The organism is Paenibacillus sp. JT22N12 (assembly GCF_056269365.1).
In genome coordinates, this window is record NZ_JBWDNU010000016.1 from 1 (window position 1) to 19572 (window position 19572).

Sequence of the window (19572 nt, forward strand, 5' to 3'; positions counted from 1 at the left end):
ACTTACAGATAAGCTAAAACAGCTCATTCTTTAAAACCTGTTTGACAGGTCGCTCATTGTTCAGTTTTCAAAGAACAAATGCTTCTTCTTGCAGGCGCCGTAAGGCTTTCCCGCTTCGTAAGCTCTCGTCGTTCGCTTCAGCGGCGACTTGATTAATATATCACATCCGCCTAGCTCATTGCAAGTACTTTTTTTGAATTGTTTTTGCAAATGAATTGGTGCTGTGTAACGCAAGGAGTAATTTAACACAAAGTCTGCCTAATGGTCAAGCTATTTCATTCCATGAGCTAGAAGAGCGTCCATTGAAGTCCGAGAACAAGCATGATGCCGGGAAGCCCCAGCAGAACAACAGTACCGATGGTTGCCGGATTAAGGGGTACTTCGAAACCTGATATCAGACCCGAATAATTAAGCAGGTACAGCACTACCGCCGCTGCAGTGAGATGCAGCGCAAACCGCCGAAACCATAGCCAGGATATCTTGTTTCTCAGTATCATGACAGCCAGCAATAATGAAGAGACAATTAATAGGACAAGCCATATGGTCTGCATACTGCCATCCCCCTTACGGATTGGCACCAGTCTCCATTCAGTGCTTTGGCTTTTCTGAGAAGCATCTCGTATCTTTTCTCGGCCGCTTCGATCGCGAAGATCGCGTAATCAATCTGATCTTTGCCTGAGGCATACTCAAAATGCCGCTGTGCGTTATCCCAATCACGCTTGGCAATCAACAGTTCATCGTAAAGTTCCAGCATCTCCTGCTTCATTTTGCTTTCTTTCTCTATCATCACCGCTCTCTCGCGCTGTTTCAGCCATTTATCCCACATTGCAAGTTCCCCTTTCGCTTGTCCATTGTATACATACCTGATTTTGATTCAGCATGTAGTACAAATTTATGAACCAGCGCCGTAAAACAGAACGAAAAAACAGAAAACCCTGCGAGTAAAATCTCACAGGGTTTCCAAAGCAAGAAGATATGCGAAAATTTTTTTGCACCCAAAGGGTAAACGATTAATTCAATTCCCTTCTGCCTTCCAACGCTTTGGACAATGTGACCTCATCGGCATATTCCAAATCGCCGCCTACCGGCAGTCCATGAGCGATACGCGTTACTTTGATACCAAAGGGCTTGACCAGTCTTGATAAATACATCGCGGTCGCTTCGCCCTCAATATTGGGGTTGGTCGCTAATATCATCTCCTGAACGCGCTCATCGCTAAGACGCCTCAGCAGCTCGGCAATCCGAATTTCTTCGGGTCCAATCCCTTCAATCGGCGAGATGGCTCCCTGCAGCACATGATACTGGCCCTGAAATTCTTTGGTTCTCTCCATCGCTACCAAGTCTCTGGATTCCTGCACCACACAGATTACCGAATTGTCTCTGCTCTTATCCTGACAAATCCGGCATGGATCGATATCGGTAATATTGCAGCAGACGGAGCAAAAATGAAGATTGCGTTTGACGCTGACCAGCGATTTGGCAAAATCAATAACATCGTCTTCCTTCATCTTCAGAACATGAAAGGCTAGCCGGGCTGCGGTTTTGGGACCGATACCCGGCAGTCGGCTGAAAGCATCAATAAGTTTGGCTATCGGTTCGGGATAATACAAAGCGCAGCTCCTTTACTTCAATACATCAGATTTAACCGCTTATCTATAATCAAGAAGAAACCTGCATCCTCTTACGACGACACAAGTTTCTTCCCTTTGGATTATTGAAATATGCTTTAAAGCACCGGTTGTCGATTAGAACAAGCCTGGAATTTTCACGCCGCCGGTGTATTTGCCCAGATCTTTATTGGCCAGTTCATCGGCTTTGGAAATTGCATCATTGACTGCGGTCAATACAAGATCCTGCAGCATTTCAATATCATCCGGATCCACAGCTTCCGGTTTAATTATGATGCTTTGCACATTTTTATGGCCATTTACGACTACGGTGACAACACCGCCGCCAGCTGTTCCTTCAATGGTTTTCGTGCCCAGCTCTTCTTGAGCCTTAAGCATTTGTTCCTGCATTTTCTTCACTTGCTTCATCATTTGATTCATGTTATTCATGGTCTACACTCCTCGTGTTTGCTTAAATTGGAATCATTACGTCAGCAAGCATACATGTAAAATCTATGCTCTTAAGATATTTCAAGAAGAAACAATCGGCTTAGCAGCGGTTATCTAGGATTATTTATCTTTGATGACCACGAGATCCTCACCGAATAACTTGACTGCCTCTTCGATCCATTCTGGTTCAGAGGGCGGGCCGCTCTGCTCATCAGGCTGCAGGAACAAAGGCTCGGCGGATGATGCCGGTGCCGAGTCGGAGGCTGACTGCCAGTCCTTGAGCATGACTGTCGCGAGCTTCACAGGGCGGGAAAAGGACTCCTCCAGCACCTTCTCGATGACTTCCCGGTTGGCCGGCTTCTCTGTCGTTTCGCGATGCATCGTGTTCTTGAAAGCAATAAGCAATGTATTGTCTGCAGCCGATACCGGCTCCCCATCAACCAGCCAGGCGTGCACTGTAATACGCATTTCCTTGACCCGCTGCAAAATCTCGCTCCACTTCATGCGCACCTGGGCAATCGCTTGCCCTTCAGCAGCTGCAAGAAAGGGTTCCAGCTTCACATTCGAACGAACAGTTCCGCCTGAAGGCGAAGCAGCACCGCCGCGATTGCCGAATGCTGCGCCGCGTCCGCCTCGTGTCTGGCTTGAACCCGCCACTTCTGCAGCAGTACCTTTGGATTCATCGCCGGCAGGCTGAACACCGGTGCGCAGCAGCTGTTCCAGCCTGCGCTCCAAGGTCTCGACCCTTTGCTGCAGCCGCAGCATTTCCGGGGGAGCCGCCGTAGCAGACACCTGAGCGGGCGCCGCGTTCGCTCCCCTGCCAGCATGATCATCCGGCAAACCTGAAGCTGCTGTCTCCGGAAGCGTGCAGATCTTCATCAGAGCGACTTCAAAAATCGTTTGAGGGAGCGTGGCATGACGGATCTCCGTTTGATATTGATTCAGTACATCAATCATACGGAAAAGCCGCTCGGAGCTGAAAGCTTCAGCCATAGCTTTGAACTGCTCCTGATCTACAATCCGCTCCGTTGAGGCGCGGCCTTGCGGACCCAATTTTATAACGAGCAGGTCCCGAAAATAGTATACTAAATTCTCGAGGCATTTGTCCGCACTTTTGCCTGCCTGCATAAGTCCTTCAACTAACGGCAGTATTGCCCCGGCGTTACGGTCGCGTACAGCCTCAGCCAACTGGGCAAACTGCTCTGCCGCTAACCCCCCGGTTACTTCGACGGCATCGATAAGCGTAATCTGCTCTGCCGAATAAGCAGAAACCTGCTCCAGCAGGCTGATGGCATCACGCATTCCGCCATCGGAGAGACGTGCAATATAGGCCAGCGCCTCATCCTCCGCGCCAATCCCCTCTTCATCGCATATTCGGCGCAGCCGCTCTGTCTGCTCCGGCAGTGAAACCTGGCGGAAATCGAAGCGTTGGCAGCGCGAAATAATTGTAGCCGGCAGCTTATGCGGTTCCGTAGTCGCCAAGATGAAAATGACATGGCCTGGCGGCTCCTCCAGCGTTTTGAGCAGCGCATTAAACGCTTCTGTAGTAAGCATGTGAACCTCGTCAATAATATACACCTTGGTACGGACTTCAGATGGTGCGTACCTGACCTTGTCCCGGATATCCCGAATCTCGTCAATACCCCGGTTGGATGCTGCATCAATCTCCACGACATCCATGACGGTTCCTGCAGTGATTCCGCGACATGCGTCGCATTCATTGCATGGCTCCGGCGCTGGCCCCCGCTCGCAGTTAATTGCCTTGGCCAATACTTTGGCCGCCGTTGTCTTGCCTGTCCCTCGGGGACCGTTAAACAGATATGCATGCGACACCCGGTCTTCCCGGATCGCATTTTGCAGCGTCTGGATAATATGCTGCTGGCCGACCATGTCCTGGAACGTCTGTGGACGCCAGGCGCGATATAAAGCGATATGTGTCACACGGAACGTTCCTTTCGGCTCATTATGGGCATTGCCCGGTATTCTCATTATACACGAACCCGTCCGCCAAAAAAACCGTTAACCTGCGGGCTTTCTTTCTTTTCCCTCAATGAAATCGCTGCTGCTCCGCTGTTTGCAGCGGTTCGGCGGAAGACGTTAGATAAAAAAACGATTCCGCAAGAGCGCGCCGCAGCCGGGACCGGAGCTTTCAACAGGGCAGCATAATGGTAAAAAGAGCGCCTTCCTCTGTCGTATCCGCCCGGATCGATCCCCCGAAATCATGAAGAATCCGTTGACAGACCGAAAGACCGAGTCCGGTTCCATTAGCCTTCGTCGTCACGAACGGATCGAATATTTTATCCAGCATGGACAGGGGAATTCCCGGTCCCGTATCCTGGATTTCAATCATCAGCCATCTCCCTTCACTGTTATTCTCCACTTGTGCATGTACTGTCAATGTCCCCCCGATGCTCATAGCTTCAATACCGTTTTTGCAAATATTCAGCAGCACCTGCTTCAACATCTCCGGATCAGCCCTAACAACGGGAAGTTCCGCCCCCCATTCCCATGACACCGATACGCTGTGAAGCAGGGCTTCGCTGGCAACCATCGGCATAATTTCGCGAAATACAGCGTCAATTTGAATGAGATCCTGAGTAACATGCCTGGGTTTGCTCAGCATAAGAAATTCACCGACGAGACTGTTGATCCGATCGAGCTCTGTGAGCATAATCTCCGTATACTCCACTTCTTTGGTCATTCCGCGTGCGGTCATTGTTTTTTGAAACATCTGCATAAATCCGCGTATCGCTGTGAGCGGATTGCGTATTTCGTGAGCGGCTCCAGCGGCAATCTGGCCAATCATCGCCAGACGGTCGCTGCGCTGAACCTGCACCTCCAGCGATCGTAAATTGGTGACATCCTTGAACAGAATATAAGCGCCCTCCACCACGCCCCCGGAACTGTGAAAAAGTCCGACATCCATCAACAGCTCTGTCTGCTCGCTGCCCTGATTCCAAGTCATGGGATAATTCCGCACGGCCGGACCGCCTGCAAGTGCGCTTTGAATGAATTTGTATTCCTTAGAGGAGGCAAAGAAATGATGGAGCGGCTCATTCACAATGGCGGATTTCGAAGCGCCAAGCAGCCTGCATGCCAGCGGGCTAATATCCAGAATGATCGACTCTGAGGGGTGAAGCAGAATCACTCCAATGTGATCGTCCCGCAGCATCGTTTCTCCAAAGCGCTGGATCAGATTCCCTTCCTTTACAGGCTCCTGGCTGAAAAGAAGCAGCAAGTGGTGCAGGGCATGCTCGTTCTCCATTCTTAAAGGCATCACATGGAGGATGAGAGCTTCACCGTTGGCTTTTTTCAACTGCGTGGGAGCCGGTTTAATAATATTCCGGTTGCCGATACTGAGCACATCTCCGCCCGTTTCTGTAATAAATAATTGGCTGTCGGAAAGAGATGATATGCTTCGATTGAGGATCGTCGAGGAGGTGTAACCCGTTTCGCTTAAAAATAAGGAATTGCATTCTGTTATCATACCTTGATCATCAAGCACCAAAACCATAGTTCCGGGCAGATGACTGGAGTAATCATCAAGCATATCCATACTTATTGAGCCGGTTGGCAAGGATGGCGTTTTGTACATGGTGATCCCCTCTTTTTTTAATTTGCTGTTTCTTCCTTTCGTTCCATAATTACCAAATTCCTGCAGAAAAAGAAAAAAACATCCACACGAAGTCATATTACGCTTCGCTTGGATGTTTATGTTTTACTTAGGTGGCTACTATAGAGTTAAACCGCGCACCTGTCTTCGATACATGCGACCCGGGCGGCAATTTTATTCCCAGCTCTGGCCAGGCACTCCCCCGGCACATGAACGTACCCGCTTACGGCTGCTTCCTTCCGGACCTGACCGGGTTCACAAGCGTCCATTGCGGAGGACCAAACCGTCAACACTGTTCCTAAAAACCAGCCCCGCATCGGCATAACCTCGGACAGGAATTCAACCTCGCTACAGCGGATTGCGAGTTACAGGGCACCGCTACCTCCCCGTCTAGCACGGCAGAAATAATTATAGCGTGTTCTGTCTTAAAGTGCAACTATAAGAAGAAATGACAGTCCATTGGGAAACGCTGCTATGCCGTCTTATTACAACCAGTCACAAAAAGAGAAACTCCCCTTACTTCTTCGAGGTAACAGATACCTTATAGCGCGGCATGTTTTTCTGCAGGGTGGATAATACTTTCTCCTTCAATTGCGCCTCATCCACATTCGGGGCAGCCTTGACCGATACCTTGAGCTTTGGCCCTTGAATCATAATGTTATAATCCGCAACTCCGGGAATTTCCTTCAGCTTCCGTTCCGCGAAATCGCCATCCGATCCATAATTGAGATCATTGCCGTTGCGATTGGGCAAATGGGGGTTGCTGTTGGAAAGGCCCATATAGCCGTCATGACCGTAAGAGCGGGTGTTCATATTGTTGCTGCCGTCTTTCTTCACCCCGCATCCGGCAAGCGCGGCAAGTACGAGAAGCAGCGCCAGCCCGGCGGCAAGAACTGTAGATTTGCGTGAAAACTTCATAAAAAAACCTCCCTTTAGCCATAGGATGGCTAAGGGAGGCTCTTGTATTCTGCTAATTAAAGGCAGAGACGGTTCAATGGAATTAGATACCGTATTTTTTCTTGAATTTGTCGACGCGGCCGCCGGCATCCAGGAACTTTTGCTTACCCGTGAAGAACGGGTGACAAGCGGAACAAATCTCTACACGCAGGTTCTCTTTGATCGAACCTGATTCGAATGTGTTCCCGCAAGCGCAAGTAACCGTGGTGACGTGGTAGGTCGGATGAATACCTTGTTTCATTCGTACACACCTCTTTCTGCCCTGAGTCACAGGCGGACCCAGAGTTAAAATACACACTCAAAGTAGTATAGCATGGCTCACGTCAAACGTGCAATGAATTCCTTTTGCTTACTAATAGCGGTGAATTCCTATTTAACCGGCATAGGCGGAACATGCGTGTAGGAACCAATGACAACGTCCGGAAGTTCCTCAGCGAAGATATCCAGCATTTGCTTCATCCCGTATATCTCGCCTTGCGGCTTCGGAATCAGCTCCAGGTAGCTCTCGGGATCAATGTTCAAGTTGCGCATTTGGATGAACTTCAAGCCTGTCCGTTTAATGAAGCCGATCATGGCTTCCATCTCTTCCTCACGATCGGTAACGCCGGGGAAAATCAAATAGTTGATTGACGTATATACCCCTTTGTCAGCCGCGTAACGGAGTGATTTTTCTACATTCTTCAGGTTATAGCCGCGCGGTTTGTAATATGCATTGTAGTGATCATCCAAAGCGCTGATCGTGCTTACCCGCATCAAATTTAATCCGGCGTCCACGATGCCGCGGATATGATCGGTCAATCCGGCATTAGTATTAATATTAATAAAACCAAGCTGCGTCTGATCGCGGACCCTCCGCATGGCATCTATAATAATCTTGGCTTGGGTCGAGGGCTCACCCTCACAGCCTTGGCCGAAGCTGATGATCGCTTCAGGCGTGCGCAGATGCTCAAGCATGATGTCCACGATTTCATCGACAGTCGGCTTAAAGTTCATCCGTGTCTGCGGCGCCGGGAATCCACTGTCGTCAGGCTGTTCGGAAATACAGCCGAAACAGCCTGCGTTGCAGGAGAACGATACCGGTACCGCCCCTTCCCAGCGCTGTAAAAATGTATTCGATGCCGTCAGACATTCATAGCCAAGGGCGCAATTGGACAGATGCTTATAAAGACGATTGTCTGGATATTTGGAGAGCAATCGTTCCACCTGAAGGTTCAGCTCATCCGTGTCGCAATTCAGAGGATTCCACCGCTCCGGATCGTCAGACTTATGTGCCGCTACATAGAAGCCATCATCCTTCCAGACGACAGCTGAATAGCCGAACAAGGGCAGCTTCTGCGTCTTGTCCGTCTTCATGTAGCTGGGAATGCACAACCGTGTAAATCCTTGCGGCAGAAGCGCTCCTACTGCCTGTACATCGCCAGGAAGCGGCCGCATCTCGCCGGAAGCCGCATGTATGCCGATTGGCCGCGTATGCGGCAATCCGACCAGTGTGGCTCCTTCCGGCAGCGGAATCAATTCATCTTCCATTAATTCAATAACCATGTCACCGCTTCGTCCAAGCGCTAACCAATCCGGATGATCGAACAAATTACCCTGTTCGTCCGCATATACGAGATTCATGTTGTCCTCCTTCTTCCCCTAGGAAACGGGGGTTGAACGGGTCGTTGGACGCCTTGCAGCGCTCGTTCCCGTGCTGCTGCTCCCTGAATTCGACGAGTGGCTGCTTTGCGGCCGTTTAGGCGGCTGTATCATCGCGGAGGTATCCAGCGAAGCCAGGAACTCTTCGTTCGTTTTTGTATCCGCGAGCTTTTTCAGGAACCCGTCGACAAATTCGATTGAATCATTCATGTTTTTACGAATCGCCCATACTTTATCCAGCTCTTCCTTGGTAAGCAGCATTTCTTCGCGCCTTGTACCCGAACGGCGGATATCCATGGCCGGGAAGATGCGGCGATCTGCCAGCTTGCGGTCCAGATGAAGCTCCATATTACCCGTTCCCTTGAATTCCTCATAAATAATATCATCCATACGCGAGCCTGTTTCGATTAGCGCCGTCGCCAGAATCGTCAAGCTTCCGCCCTCTTCGACATTACGCGCGGAACCGAAAAACCGCTTGGGGCGATGGAACGCAGCAGGATCGATACCGCCGCTGAGCGTCCGTCCAGAAGCCGGAACCACGAGATTGTAGGCACGTGCAAGCCGCGTTATGCTATCCATCAAAATAACAACATCTTTCTTGTGCTCTACCAGCCGCAGCGCCCGTTCCAGAACCAGCTCCGTAACCTTGATATGATTCTCCGGCAATTCATCGAAGGTTGAGGCTACAACCTCTCCTTTGACCGAACGCGACATATCCGTTACTTCCTCCGGCCGCTCATCGATCAGAAGCACGAATAATTCAATTTCCGGGTGATTGGTGGAGATGCTGTTGGCAATTTCCTTGAGCAGCAAGGTCTTGCCCGCTTTCGGCGGAGCAACGATAAGTCCCCGCTGACCAAGTCCAACGGGTGCAAGCAAGTCCATAATGCGCGTGGATAGTTTGGATTGGGAAGTTTCAAGGACTAGCTTCTTTTCTGGATAAAGAGGAGTAAGGGCAGGAAAATGCAGACGTTCTCCGGCTTGTTCGGGGCTTTCTCCATTGACCGCGTTGACTTGAAGCAATCCGAAATAACGTTCGTTCTCCTTGGGAGGACGGCATTTGCCGGAAACCAAGTCGCCTGTTCGCAAGTCAAACTTGCGGATCTGGGATGCAGAAATATAAATATCTTCAGTGCTGGGCAAATAGTTGATCGGGCGGAGAAACCCGTATCCCTCTGACAGGATCTCAAGTACACCCTGCATAAACATGAGTCCGCCCTGCTCGGCTTGAGCGCGCAGGATGGCAAAAATCAATTCTTTCTTCTTCAATGTACCGTAATACGGTATCTGAAACTGTTTAGCCAGCTTATACAGCTCGGTCAGCTTCAATTCTTCAAGATCGGCGATCTGAAGATCGGACATATTATCACCACTTCTTTTCAATGATCAAAATCCATCTTATTCCATCCATCATTGCCTGAATCGGCCTTGTCTATTCCAAAGCCGATTCTACTCTCGCATCTACTATTCTTTACTCTTGTTCCTGCTCACGCCAAACATCCGCGCCAAGCATACGTAAATTATCCACCAGATTGTCATAACCTCTGTCTATATATTCAACTCCGGTTATTTCCGTCACGCCCTCAGGAACAGTCAGTGCCGCCACAACCAGCGCAGCTCCTGCCCGCAAATCGGCAGCACGTACTTTGGCCGCGGTAAGAGGTCCGCCTTCGACAATGGCCGATCGGCCCTCTACCCTGATATTGGCGCCCATTCTCGTTAATTCGGGAACATGCTTGAACCGGTTGCTGTAAATATAGTCGCTCAGAATACTAACGCCTTTCGTTTGGGTCAGCAGACTGGTCATCGGAGATTGCAAGTCGGTGGCAAATCCGGGGTACACAAGCGCTTTGACATCAATCGCTTCGTAGTCGGCCTGACCGACGATACGAATGGATTCATCCATTTCATACACATGAACGCCCATTTCCTGAAGCTTGGCTGTAACGGCCTCCATATGCTTGGGAATCACGTTATCAATAAGTACGTCGCCGCGGGTCGCCGCAGCGGCAATCATGTAGGTTCCTGCTTGAATGCGGTCGGGGATAATCGAGTGACGGCAACCATGCAAGCTGTCTGCTCCCTCAATACGGATCGTCTCTGTCCCGGCTCCTTTTATTTTCGCGCCCATGGCGTTAAGAAGAGTGGCAACATCTATAATTTCAGGCTCTTTTGCCGCGTTTTCGATAATCGTGGAACCTTTGGCCCGGGAGGCCGCAAGCATAATATTAATGGTTGCTCCAACACTGGCTACATCAAGATAAATTTTTGCACCCCGCAGCTCTTTGGCTACGATACGAACCGATCCATGGTCATTCGTCACTTTGGCGCCAAGTGCTTCAAATCCTTTAATATGCTGTTCAATGGGCCTGGGCTCGAAATTACAGCCGCCGGGAAGACCGATTGTCGCTTCGCCAAAACGACCAAGCATGGCTCCCATCAAATAATAGGAGGCGCGAAGCAGCTTTACTTTTCCGTTAGGCATCGGAATGGATTGCATTCCGGATGGATCAATCGAAATCGCATCTCCGCTTCTTGTCACCGTTCCGCCAAGCTCACGCAGTATTTCACTATAAACCGCTACGTCACTGATCAGCGGCAAGTTATCCAGAACAACTGTTGACTCCGCCAGGATGGCAGCTGGCAAAAGCGCGACTGCGCTGTTTTTTGCCCCGCTGATCTGCACGGTGCCCCGCAGCGATTTTCCGCCGCGTATCATTAATTTTTCCATCAGCCTCATTTTCCTCCCACTCGGAAGGGAGCAAAGGAAAAACCGCCGCATCCTTTGAAGAACGCTCGACGCCATTACTCACACCTTAAATATTACGGGACATTGAGTGAAAGAGGACATCGATTTTCATCAGGTACTATGTGGCGGTTTATACCATGCTCCGGATGTTACGCTTGATTACTGCTGCCGAACAGCCGGATTTTTTCTTGAACAACTGCCTTCATAGCGTTACGGGCAGGTGTCAGATATTTACGCGGGTCAATCACGGAGGCGCTGGCGCCTAATGCTTCGCGGATTGCATTGGTGCATGCAACCTGATTCTCGGTATTAACGTTGATTTTGCCTACGCCGGCTGCAATGGACAGACGAATGGCTTCGTCTGGAACGCCCGAACCGCCATGCAAAACAACCGGTACCGGAATGGCATCAGCTACTTTTTGGATAATATCGTAGTGGATTTTCGGCTCGCCTTTGTACATACCGTGTGCGGTACCTACAGCAATCGCCAGACAATCAACACCGGTTTCTTCGTAGAAACGGATGGCTTCCTCAGGCTTGGCCATCGTAGCATCGGCTTCATCAACACTCAGATCATCCTCAACGCCGCCGATTGTACCCAGCTCGCCTTCAACGGAAACGCCCATTGCGCGTGCAGCTTTTACAACCTGCTTGGTCAATTCGATATTTTCTTCCAGTCCGTAGTGGGAGCCGTCGAACATAACCGAGGAGAATCCTGCGCGGATACATTTCATGGCAACTTCAAAGCTGCTTCCGTGGTCAAGATGGAGCGCGATCGGCAAGCCGGATTGTTTCGCGGCTGCTTGTGCGATGGCAACAGTGAATTCAATACCCATGTATTTCAGCGCGCCTTCGGATACACCATAAATAAACGGTGATTTTTCCTCCATTGCTGCTTCGACGATCGCCTGCGCGAACTCGAGGTTGTTCATGTTGAACTGGCCGACTGCGAATTTGTTGGCTTTGGCTTTTGGTAAAAATTCATTCATTGATACGAGTGGCATAGATTCTCTGTTCCTCCTAAAAGTTTTTGGCCCTGCTCCATCAAGCAATCAGCTTGCAAAAAGCCGCGAGCTTAAGGGTGTGAAGCATGGCTCTGACATGCGGTGCTTCTCTCTCCTGCGCGCCATTCTCCACAAACAAACACCCCTGAAATGAAGCAACGCCCCGCCACCTTCCGGCGATGGTGAAAATCGTTTCTTCCTTCAAATCTATAAGAGAAAGCATAACGAAAAGCTGGACGTTTCCTATAGATTAATAAGATGGAGGTTATGCCTGCTGCGAGCTGCTTGTCGCTAACTGCGCTCTGGCGACCCAAGCATCTTCCCGCAAAAATACAGAGAAGGAGCGTAAGACTCGTCCTTTTCCGGTATTTTCAGAAAGCTTGCAGCGGGAGCACTCTGCGGGTAAAACGGAATAAATCACGGTTCTGCTTGTTATACCCCGCTAGTATACCACAACCGTTTATTGTTTGGTACAGGTCTTTGAAACGCTTGGCTCCGTGGTCAGCAGGCCTTCCACCGCCCCAGAAGCATTCCTCTTAACAGGCCAACTGCCTAACCTCTAAAGAAAAAAGGCCCTGAATAATCAGGACCCTACTGCGTACCAGTTGTTGGATTCACCGCCGCGCAGCTGCAAATTAACGGCCATTCTCATCTCATCGATATCGAAAGGCTTGGTAAAATGCATCAGCGCACCGTGGTCGGTTGCCTCCTTGATCATGTCGAGCTCGCCATAAGCTGTCATCATGATCACCTTGATGTCTTTGTTAATGGCTTTAATGTGCTTCAAAATTTCCAGTCCGTCCATGCCTGGAATTTTCATATCTAGTAAGACAAGATGCGGCACGTCATTCCTTACGATCTCCAGCGCCAGTTTGCCGTTAGAGGCTTGAAAGGTCACATAACCCTCACTGCTAAATACTTCCATCAGCAAGACTCGAATACCGTTTTGGTCGTCGACGATTAACACTTTCTTCTTATCCAACTCGAAACCCTCCTACGAATGCGCTAAAATCCTGCCGCACGATTTGGTCAACTCTCCCATAATCGTTAATTTATTCGCGAAGTGGCATTCAATATCCTGCTTCATGCTGGAAAAAAAGTGAAAAACTACATCTTTCCTTCTAAACTCTCGGATCTTAGCAGCGCTGCCCTGACAAAACCGCGGAAAAGCGGCTGCGGGCGATTTGGTCTGGAGGTAAATTCGGGATGGAACTGTACGGCCAAAAACCAAGGGTGCTCCGGCAGCTCGATCATTTCAACCAGACGGCCATCCGGCGAAGTCCCCGAAATGCGCAGTCCGCCCGATTCGATGCGTTCGCGGAATTCATTATTGAATTCATAGCGGTGACGATGGCGCTCATATACAAGCTCGTCACTATATTCACGTTCGGCCAGCGACCCGGCAGCAAGCTTGCACGGATACAAGCCAAGGCGCATGGTTCCGCCCAAATCCTCGATATCCTTTTGTTCCGGCAGCAGATCAATAACCGGATAGCTGGTGGAAGGGTTGATCTCCGAGCTGTTGGCATCGGCAAGCCCCGTAACATTGCGGGCAAACTCGATAACGGCTACCTGCATGCCGAGACAAATGCCGAAAAATGGAATCTGGTTCTCGCGGGCATAACGGATCGCCGTGATTTTGCCTTCAATCCCCCGGTCGCCGAAGCCGCCAGGCACCAGAATGCCATGAACGCCATCCAGCAAATCCGCTACATTCTCGCTTGTCACATCCTCCGCGCTAACCCAGCGCAGCTTCACATCCGCATCGGAATCAAAGCCTGCATGGCTGAGCGATTCCACGATGCTCAGATAAGCATCATGCAGCGCTACATACTTGCCGACAATCGCAATTTCCGTGGTCCGGCTGAGCTGCTTGACACGGGTGACCAGACTCTCCCATTCCGTCATATCCGGCGGAGGGGTGGTCAGCTTAAGGTGGTTGACGACGATCTCATCCAGACCCTGCTCGCGCAGGTTAAGAGGTACCTCGTACAAGGTGGAGGCATCGCGGCATTCCACAACTGCACTGGCGTCGATATCGCAGAATAGAGCGATTTTACGCTTCAACTCGTCCGCAAGCGGGTATTCCGTCCGGCACACGATGACATTCGGCTGAATGCCGATGCTTCTGAGCTCCTTGACGCTGTGCTGGGTGGGCTTTGTTTTCTCTTCGCCCGCAGCTTTGATGAAAGGAATCAGCGTCACATGGATATACATCACGTTATCGCGTCCGATATCGCTTTTAATCTGGCGGATCGCTTCCAGAAACGGCAAGCTCTCAATATCCCCGACCGTACCGCCGATTTCTGTGATCACCACATCGGATCCCGTCTCCTTGCCTGCACGGAATACGCGTTCCTTGATTTCATTGGTGATGTGAGGAATGACCTGAACAGTGCCCCCAAGATACTCTCCGCGCCGCTCCTTGGTAATAACAGAGGAGTAAATTTTGCCTGTCGTTACATTGCTGTTCTTGGACAGGTTGATGTCAATAAATCTCTCATAGTGGCCAAGATCAAGGTCGGTCTCCGCACCGTCATCGGTTACGAATACCTCCCCATGCTGATAGGGGCTCATCGTTCCCGGGTCCACGTTAATATAAGGATCAAACTTCTGAATCGTTACTTTCAAACCCCGGTTCTTGAGCAATCGGCCGAGCGATGCTGCCGTTATGCCCTTACCCAAAGACGACACGACACCGCCGGTTACAAAAATGTACTTGGTCACTGATGATACCCTCCACGCTAGGATGTTAAAGTATAGGATTGCCCATTTCCTTAATAAGAAACGAATTCCACTGCCTTGCTGAAGGCGAAATTAGTTTCTGCAATTCAATTAAGTTCAGAGAAGAATAGATGAAGCTTGATCCTTCTGAACTTTCAGGAAGATGCGGCTGGCGCCGTCTTCGGCGGCGAGACAAGCTTCTTCTCTCAAGAAATATAAGCAGAGCATGGTCGAAACCAACCTTCTTATATTTTGAAAAAAGGATAAAAAAAAGAAAAAAGTGACACCCGTATAGACGGGGCACTTTCTGGATTGGCTTATTACTTGCATGTCCGAACTTAAAGCCCATGCAATAGTTTACTCTTCGCGGCTATCCCCTGTCAAGACAAGAAGAAGGGTCTTCCGCCCTGTACAGAAGAATGGCTCGCCGTCCATTGACGGTTCGTCAGGATTTTCGCCAAAGACCTTCTGGAATTGACAAACGCTGGAGATTTATCTATTTATCGTCGTCCTCGTCGTCATCCTCAAAATCATCCGCTTCCTCGGAATCCTCGTCATCCGACGCCTCATCCTCATCCACGTCATCGGTATCCTCATCGATTTCTTCGTCATCGATCAGTACCTCTTCGTCAACCTCAGCTTCCTCTTCCGCTTCGTCGAAGATTTCCTGATCTTCGTCATAGCTGTCGAAATCCTCTTCCTCGGCGGTGTAGGTTTCTTCTTCCTCGTCCGGATAAACCTCGTCATCCTCATCATCATCATTGATAATGCGAGGGCGTTTGGCGTTGCCCACCGGATCTTCGGAACGTTCCACCGGATACCAGCGTTTGAGGCCCCAGGTATTGTTACCAACACAGGCAAAACGACCGTCAATATTGATTTCCGTATATACTTGCGCAATCACTTGGTTGGTTTCATCTTGGGACAAGCCACGGATCTTGGCAATTTCCATCATAATATCCCGATAATAAAACGGCGTATTGGCCGCTTTAAGCAGTTCAAAAGCCAAATCAACCATTGGCATTTCCTTGACGCGTTCAGGATCGATCTTCAAGGTGATTTCGCTGCTCATTGGACACTTCCTCTCATGTCAATCTACTACAAAACTACGCAGACAATCCATTATCAACTTTTAGTAAAACCTATTTCTTTCAAAAAAGCAAGCGGCAGGCCTTTTGTATGTAAAAAGAAAAAGCGAAGGACAACCTTCGCTTTGACTGTATCCTTCCGGATGATCCGGCTGCTGCCCACCCGGGATGCAAGAGCCGTTAAAGGACTCCTGATTTATTCTATGTGCCTCAGCGGCGAATGACACGGTTATTCAGCCTAATTATAGGAAAAAAGGTCACTTGCTCATACGGCTTGCCGCTTGCCGTCATACAATACTGCAGCATAGTCCACCCGGGAGGAGAGGCCAGCCTTGGACAGAACCGCAATTCTCCGCCTGCTGCACAGTTCGCAAGCCCAGTCCTCGTCTCACGTTAAGCGCCGCATCATCCGCTTTGAGCAGCGCAGCGACTATCAGCGCTTCCTCCAGGAATGGTCGGAGCTGCGCGATCCGCTTGCCGATGAGCAGGCTCCCAGACATCTTCCATTAATTGAAGCTTTTTCACTTCCCATCCCCGATGAGCAGTTGAAAACCCGTTCCCGTGACGGCATCCTCATCGAGGACGACCCCCTCCTTTGCGTTCATGCCTCGACAGTCAAGCAAACCGCACGCGAGAAGGGTATTCCCTGGGGTGTCCATGAAATTAAAGCTCCGCAGGCATGGGGCATGACAACGGGATACCGGGTTAGAATCGGTGTAATTGATACGGGCGTGGATTTCAGCCATCCCGACCTGAAGCATTCGCTTGCCCGCGGCGTCAATTTGTTGAACCCTGCCGCACTTCCGCATGATGATAACGGGCACGGCACACATATTGCAGGAACGATTGCCGCGGCCAACCAGCTGCGCGGCATGATCGGGGTCGCTCCACGATCCATCGTTTACCCTGTAAAAGCCTTCGATCATAACGGCAGCGCTTTTGTATCGGACATCATTCTGGGCATCGAATGGTGTGTCCGCAACCGGATGAATATTATTAACATGAGCTTCGGTATGAAAACGCGCAGCAAATCTCTGCTCCAAGCGGTGACCAATGCGTACAATGCCGGCGTTATTGTTGTCGCTTCTTCCGGAAATGACGGGAAAAGAAAGTCCGTCGACTATCCGGCCAAATATCCGCAGACCATTTCTGTCGGAGCCACTAACCGCCTGCGCCGTATTGCGCCGTTCAGCAACCGCGGCATCTACATTGATATCTATGCTCCCGGAGATAAAATCATGTCGTCATGGCTGCGCGGAAAATATCATGAGATGAGCGGCACCTCCATGGCAACCTCGCATGTCAGCGGCGCCATTGCGCTGCTGCTGGCCCACCAGCCGGGACTTTCGCCGTCCGAGATTAAAGCCATATTAAAGCGTTCCATGCTCCCGCTGCGGGGCACAAAAGCTCCCCGGTTAACCGGGGAGCTGGATGTAATGCGCATGCTCGCATCCGCGGACCGGTAGGTCTGCGGTTTGCTTGCAATTCAATGCGCGGTAGCTGCCAAATCTACATACGTTCCGGGGCTGAGACGCCAATCAGGCGCAGAACCGTCGACAGCACTGTACGAACTGCGGCCAGCAGCGCCAGCCGGGCTTGCGTCTGGGCAGCATCCTCGGTTATAACCCGCTCCGCCTTGTAATAGCTGTGGAACAGGGATGCCAGCTCATAGACATACCGGACAAGCCGGTGAGGGGCGTACTGCTCGGCCGCTTCCGCGATTTCCTGCGGCAGCTCGCCCATTTTGCGCAGCAGATCGAATTCATGCTCAGTCGCAAGCCGGGTCAGATCCACCGATGCGGGCGGCTGAAGCTGAATGTCCTGCTCCTGTGCCTGGCGGAAGATGCTGCAGATGCGCGCATGGGCATATTGGACATAAAATACCGGATTTTCATTCGATGTCGAAATAGCCAGATCCATGTCAAAGTCCAAATGCGAGTCCATGCTCCGCATGGAGAAAAAATAACGAATGGCGTCGATGCCCACTTCCGCCATCAAATCCTCCATCGTGACCGCCTTGCCGGTCCGTTTGGACATTTTCATCTTCTCGCCGTTCTGGAAGAGGCTGACCATCTGGGCAATCAGCACAACCAGCTTCTGCGGATCGTTGCCTAGCGCAGCCATCGCTGCCTTGACCCGGGGAATATAGCCGTGGTGGTCAGCGCCCCAAATATTGATCATCCGGTCGTAGCCGCGGGCGAATTTATCCCGGTGATAGGCAATATCCGGCGTCAGGTAGGTGTAGGAACCGTCATTTTTCACCAAAACGCGGTTCTTGTCATCGCCATAAGGCATCGTGGACAGCCACGTGGCGCCTTCCTCTTCAAACACTTGCCCACGCTCACGCAGCGCCTCAAGCGCCGCTTCGACCTGTCCGCTCTCATACAGCTTCGTCTCACTGTACCATTCGTCGAATTCGACGCGGAATTCCGCCAGATCACGCTTGATCTTGTTCAGCTCCCGCTCCAGGCCGTATGCGCGAAAGAATGCAAAACGCTCATCATCAGGAATCGACAGCAGCCGGTCGCCTTCCGACTCGGCCAGCGCCTTGGCAAAGCCAATAATATCTTCGCCATAATAACCGTCTTCCGGCATTTGGGCTTCCTGACCAAGCGCTTCCTTATAGCGGGCCTCAATAGAGTAAGCCAGGTTCGCTACCTGCTTGCCGGCATCATTAATGTAATATTCCCGTGTGACCCGGTAGCCGGCAAAATCCAGCAGATTACAAAGCACATCGCCCACAGCGGCGCCGCGGGCATGGCCCAGATGAAGGCTGCCCGTCGGATTGGCGCTGACAAACTCGACCTGGACGGATTGTCCGCCTCCCGCATTCACGCGGCCATATTCCTGGCCTTGGCCCAGCACCTGACTGATCACCGGATAGAGATAGCTCTTGTCGATCCGGAAGTTAATAAAACCCGGTCCGGCAATCTCCGCGGACTGTATGGATGCCTTGCTTTTATCCAGATGGGCGAGTATGGCTTCCGCAATTTGGCGCGGATTCTTCTTGGCCAGCTTGCTGAGCAGCATGGCCGCATTGGTCGCCAAATCGCCATGCGACTTATCCTTGGGCACTTCCAGCACGAAGGAGGGAAGCTCCTCGCGTGCCGCCAGCCCGGCGGCTACCACCGCATCCGCTATCGCTTCTTTTACGAGTATATCCAGTACATCAATCGCATTTGCTTCCATTAAAAAATCCAGCTCCTCTTCATCATTCACATTACCAAACAGGCAAACTTCTATTCTTCCGTCAGGACGGAAGCATGCCCGTCTTCCAGCTCTTCCGCACGCAGCCGGATGACAAACAACCCGGATGGCTGCTCGTCTACCCACAGTCTGTAATGCCATTCCAGCAGCATGGGCAGCGTCGGCGCCAGCGGTTCATCCGCAGGCTCCGCCTGGGCCATATCTCCGCACTGCATCCACAGCAGCGTAGTATCCGTCTCCAGCTGGAAACGGATATGCGTCGAGGCGTAATGCCCCAAGCGGCGGGCTCCAGCCGCAAAGGACTGGTCGGATTCCACATCCCCGTGACGCTTGACGCTGAGCTCGCCTTCGCGCCAGCGAACGACCGTCCGCACCTGGCCATTCTCATCGGATTCGTCGTAGCGGACATAGACGGTGCGGTCTTTGCGGAACCATTCGCCGATGAAAGCATGCTTTTGCTGTTCTCCGTCGAGCTCGCTCGTTAGTTTGATTCGCACTTTCGCTCTGCCTGTCATCGTCGTTAGTCTCCTGTCCT

18 protein-coding genes and 1 other RNA gene are annotated in these 19572 nt (G+C 51.0%); 1 reads left to right on the plus strand and 18 read right to left on the minus strand.

Annotated elements, in window-relative coordinates; translation table 11 throughout:
• Positions 1–287: 287 nt before the first annotated feature.
• From AC0YOA_RS33195 to rpoE, 16 genes are all read right to left on the minus strand, one after another.
• Positions 288–551 (minus strand): pro-sigmaK processing inhibitor BofA family protein, encoded by a 264-nt coding sequence (locus tag AC0YOA_RS33195; protein ID WP_210046142.1) that lies wholly within the window; start codon positions 549–551, stop codon positions 288–290.
• Entirely contained in the window at positions 524–826 is a 303-nt protein-coding gene (locus AC0YOA_RS33200) for a DUF2508 family protein (RefSeq protein WP_379114369.1), read from the minus strand. The genes AC0YOA_RS33195 and AC0YOA_RS33200 overlap by 28 nt, the downstream gene beginning before the upstream one ends.
• A gap of 184 nt (positions 827–1010) precedes the next feature.
• Positions 1011–1610 (minus strand): recombination mediator RecR, encoded by a 600-nt coding sequence (gene recR / locus AC0YOA_RS33205; RefSeq protein WP_210046143.1) that lies wholly within the window; start codon positions 1608–1610, stop codon positions 1011–1013.
• A gap of 135 nt (positions 1611–1745) precedes the next feature.
• A complete protein-coding gene (locus tag AC0YOA_RS33210) occupies positions 1746–2057 on the minus strand; it encodes a YbaB/EbfC family nucleoid-associated protein (RefSeq protein ID WP_210046144.1) in 312 nt (103 codons plus the stop codon).
• Between the two features lie 120 nt (positions 2058–2177).
• Positions 2178–3998: a DNA polymerase III subunit gamma/tau gene (dnaX, locus tag AC0YOA_RS33215; protein ID WP_475790238.1), complete on the minus strand. Its 1821-nt coding sequence runs from the start codon at positions 3996–3998 to the stop codon at positions 2178–2180.
• Positions 3999–4206: 208 nt separating this feature from the next.
• Positions 4207–5652: an ATP-binding protein gene (locus AC0YOA_RS33220; protein ID WP_475790239.1), complete on the minus strand. Its 1446-nt coding sequence runs from the start codon at positions 5650–5652 to the stop codon at positions 4207–4209.
• Positions 5653–5803: 151 nt separating this feature from the next.
• Positions 5804–6069: signal recognition particle sRNA large type (gene ffs, locus AC0YOA_RS33225), an RNA gene on the minus strand.
• A gap of 117 nt (positions 6070–6186) precedes the next feature.
• Complete coding sequence (locus tag AC0YOA_RS33230) at positions 6187–6588, minus strand: YhcN/YlaJ family sporulation lipoprotein (protein WP_210046147.1); 402 nt, start codon at positions 6586–6588, stop codon at positions 6187–6189.
• Between the two features lie 82 nt (positions 6589–6670).
• Positions 6671–6868, minus strand: a complete 198-nt coding sequence (gene rpmE, locus AC0YOA_RS33235) for a 50S ribosomal protein L31 (RefSeq protein WP_210046148.1) — start codon at positions 6866–6868, stop codon at positions 6671–6673.
• 128 nt (positions 6869–6996) lie between these two features.
• Positions 6997–8247: a radical SAM family protein gene (locus tag AC0YOA_RS33240; RefSeq protein WP_475790240.1), complete on the minus strand. Its 1251-nt coding sequence runs from the start codon at positions 8245–8247 to the stop codon at positions 6997–6999.
• 18 nt (positions 8248–8265) lie between these two features.
• On the minus strand, positions 8266–9627 hold the full coding sequence (rho, locus tag AC0YOA_RS33245; RefSeq protein ID WP_475772101.1) for a transcription termination factor Rho: 1362 nt from the start codon (positions 9625–9627) through the stop codon (positions 8266–8268).
• 109 nt (positions 9628–9736) lie between these two features.
• Positions 9737–10996, minus strand: a complete 1260-nt coding sequence (locus tag AC0YOA_RS33250; protein ID WP_210046151.1) for a UDP-N-acetylglucosamine 1-carboxyvinyltransferase — start codon at positions 10994–10996, stop codon at positions 9737–9739.
• Between the two features lie 167 nt (positions 10997–11163).
• Positions 11164–12018: a class II fructose-1,6-bisphosphate aldolase gene (gene fba / locus AC0YOA_RS33255; RefSeq protein ID WP_475772100.1), complete on the minus strand. Its 855-nt coding sequence runs from the start codon at positions 12016–12018 to the stop codon at positions 11164–11166.
• A 583-nt stretch (positions 12019–12601) separates the two neighbouring features.
• Positions 12602–13000, minus strand: coding sequence for a response regulator (locus AC0YOA_RS33260; protein ID WP_210046153.1), 399 nt, complete (start codon positions 12998–13000; stop codon positions 12602–12604).
• Between the two features lie 125 nt (positions 13001–13125).
• Positions 13126–14745 carry a CTP synthase gene (locus tag AC0YOA_RS33265; protein ID WP_210046154.1) on the minus strand — a complete coding sequence of 540 codons (1620 nt, stop codon included), beginning with the start codon at positions 14743–14745 and terminating at the stop codon, positions 13126–13128.
• Positions 14746–15238: 493 nt separating this feature from the next.
• Positions 15239–15814 (minus strand): DNA-directed RNA polymerase subunit delta, encoded by a 576-nt coding sequence (gene rpoE / locus AC0YOA_RS33270; RefSeq protein ID WP_475772098.1) that lies wholly within the window; start codon positions 15812–15814, stop codon positions 15239–15241.
• A gap of 348 nt (positions 15815–16162) precedes the next feature.
• Here rpoE and AC0YOA_RS33275 point away from each other — a divergent pair, with 348 nt between their 5' ends.
• Positions 16163–17296, plus strand: coding sequence for a S8 family peptidase (locus tag AC0YOA_RS33275; protein ID WP_475790241.1), 1134 nt, complete (start codon positions 16163–16165; stop codon positions 17294–17296).
• Positions 17297–17339: 43 nt separating this feature from the next.
• Here the strand turns inward: AC0YOA_RS33275 and argS are convergent, their stop codons facing one another.
• Both argS and AC0YOA_RS33285 read right to left on the minus strand, forming a co-directional pair.
• A complete protein-coding gene (gene argS / locus AC0YOA_RS33280; protein ID WP_475790242.1) occupies positions 17340–19019 on the minus strand; it encodes an arginine--tRNA ligase in 1680 nt (559 codons plus the stop codon).
• A gap of 50 nt (positions 19020–19069) precedes the next feature.
• A complete protein-coding gene (locus AC0YOA_RS33285; protein WP_475772095.1) occupies positions 19070–19552 on the minus strand; it encodes a YwiB family protein in 483 nt (160 codons plus the stop codon).
• Between the last annotated feature and the right edge of the window lie 20 nt (positions 19553–19572).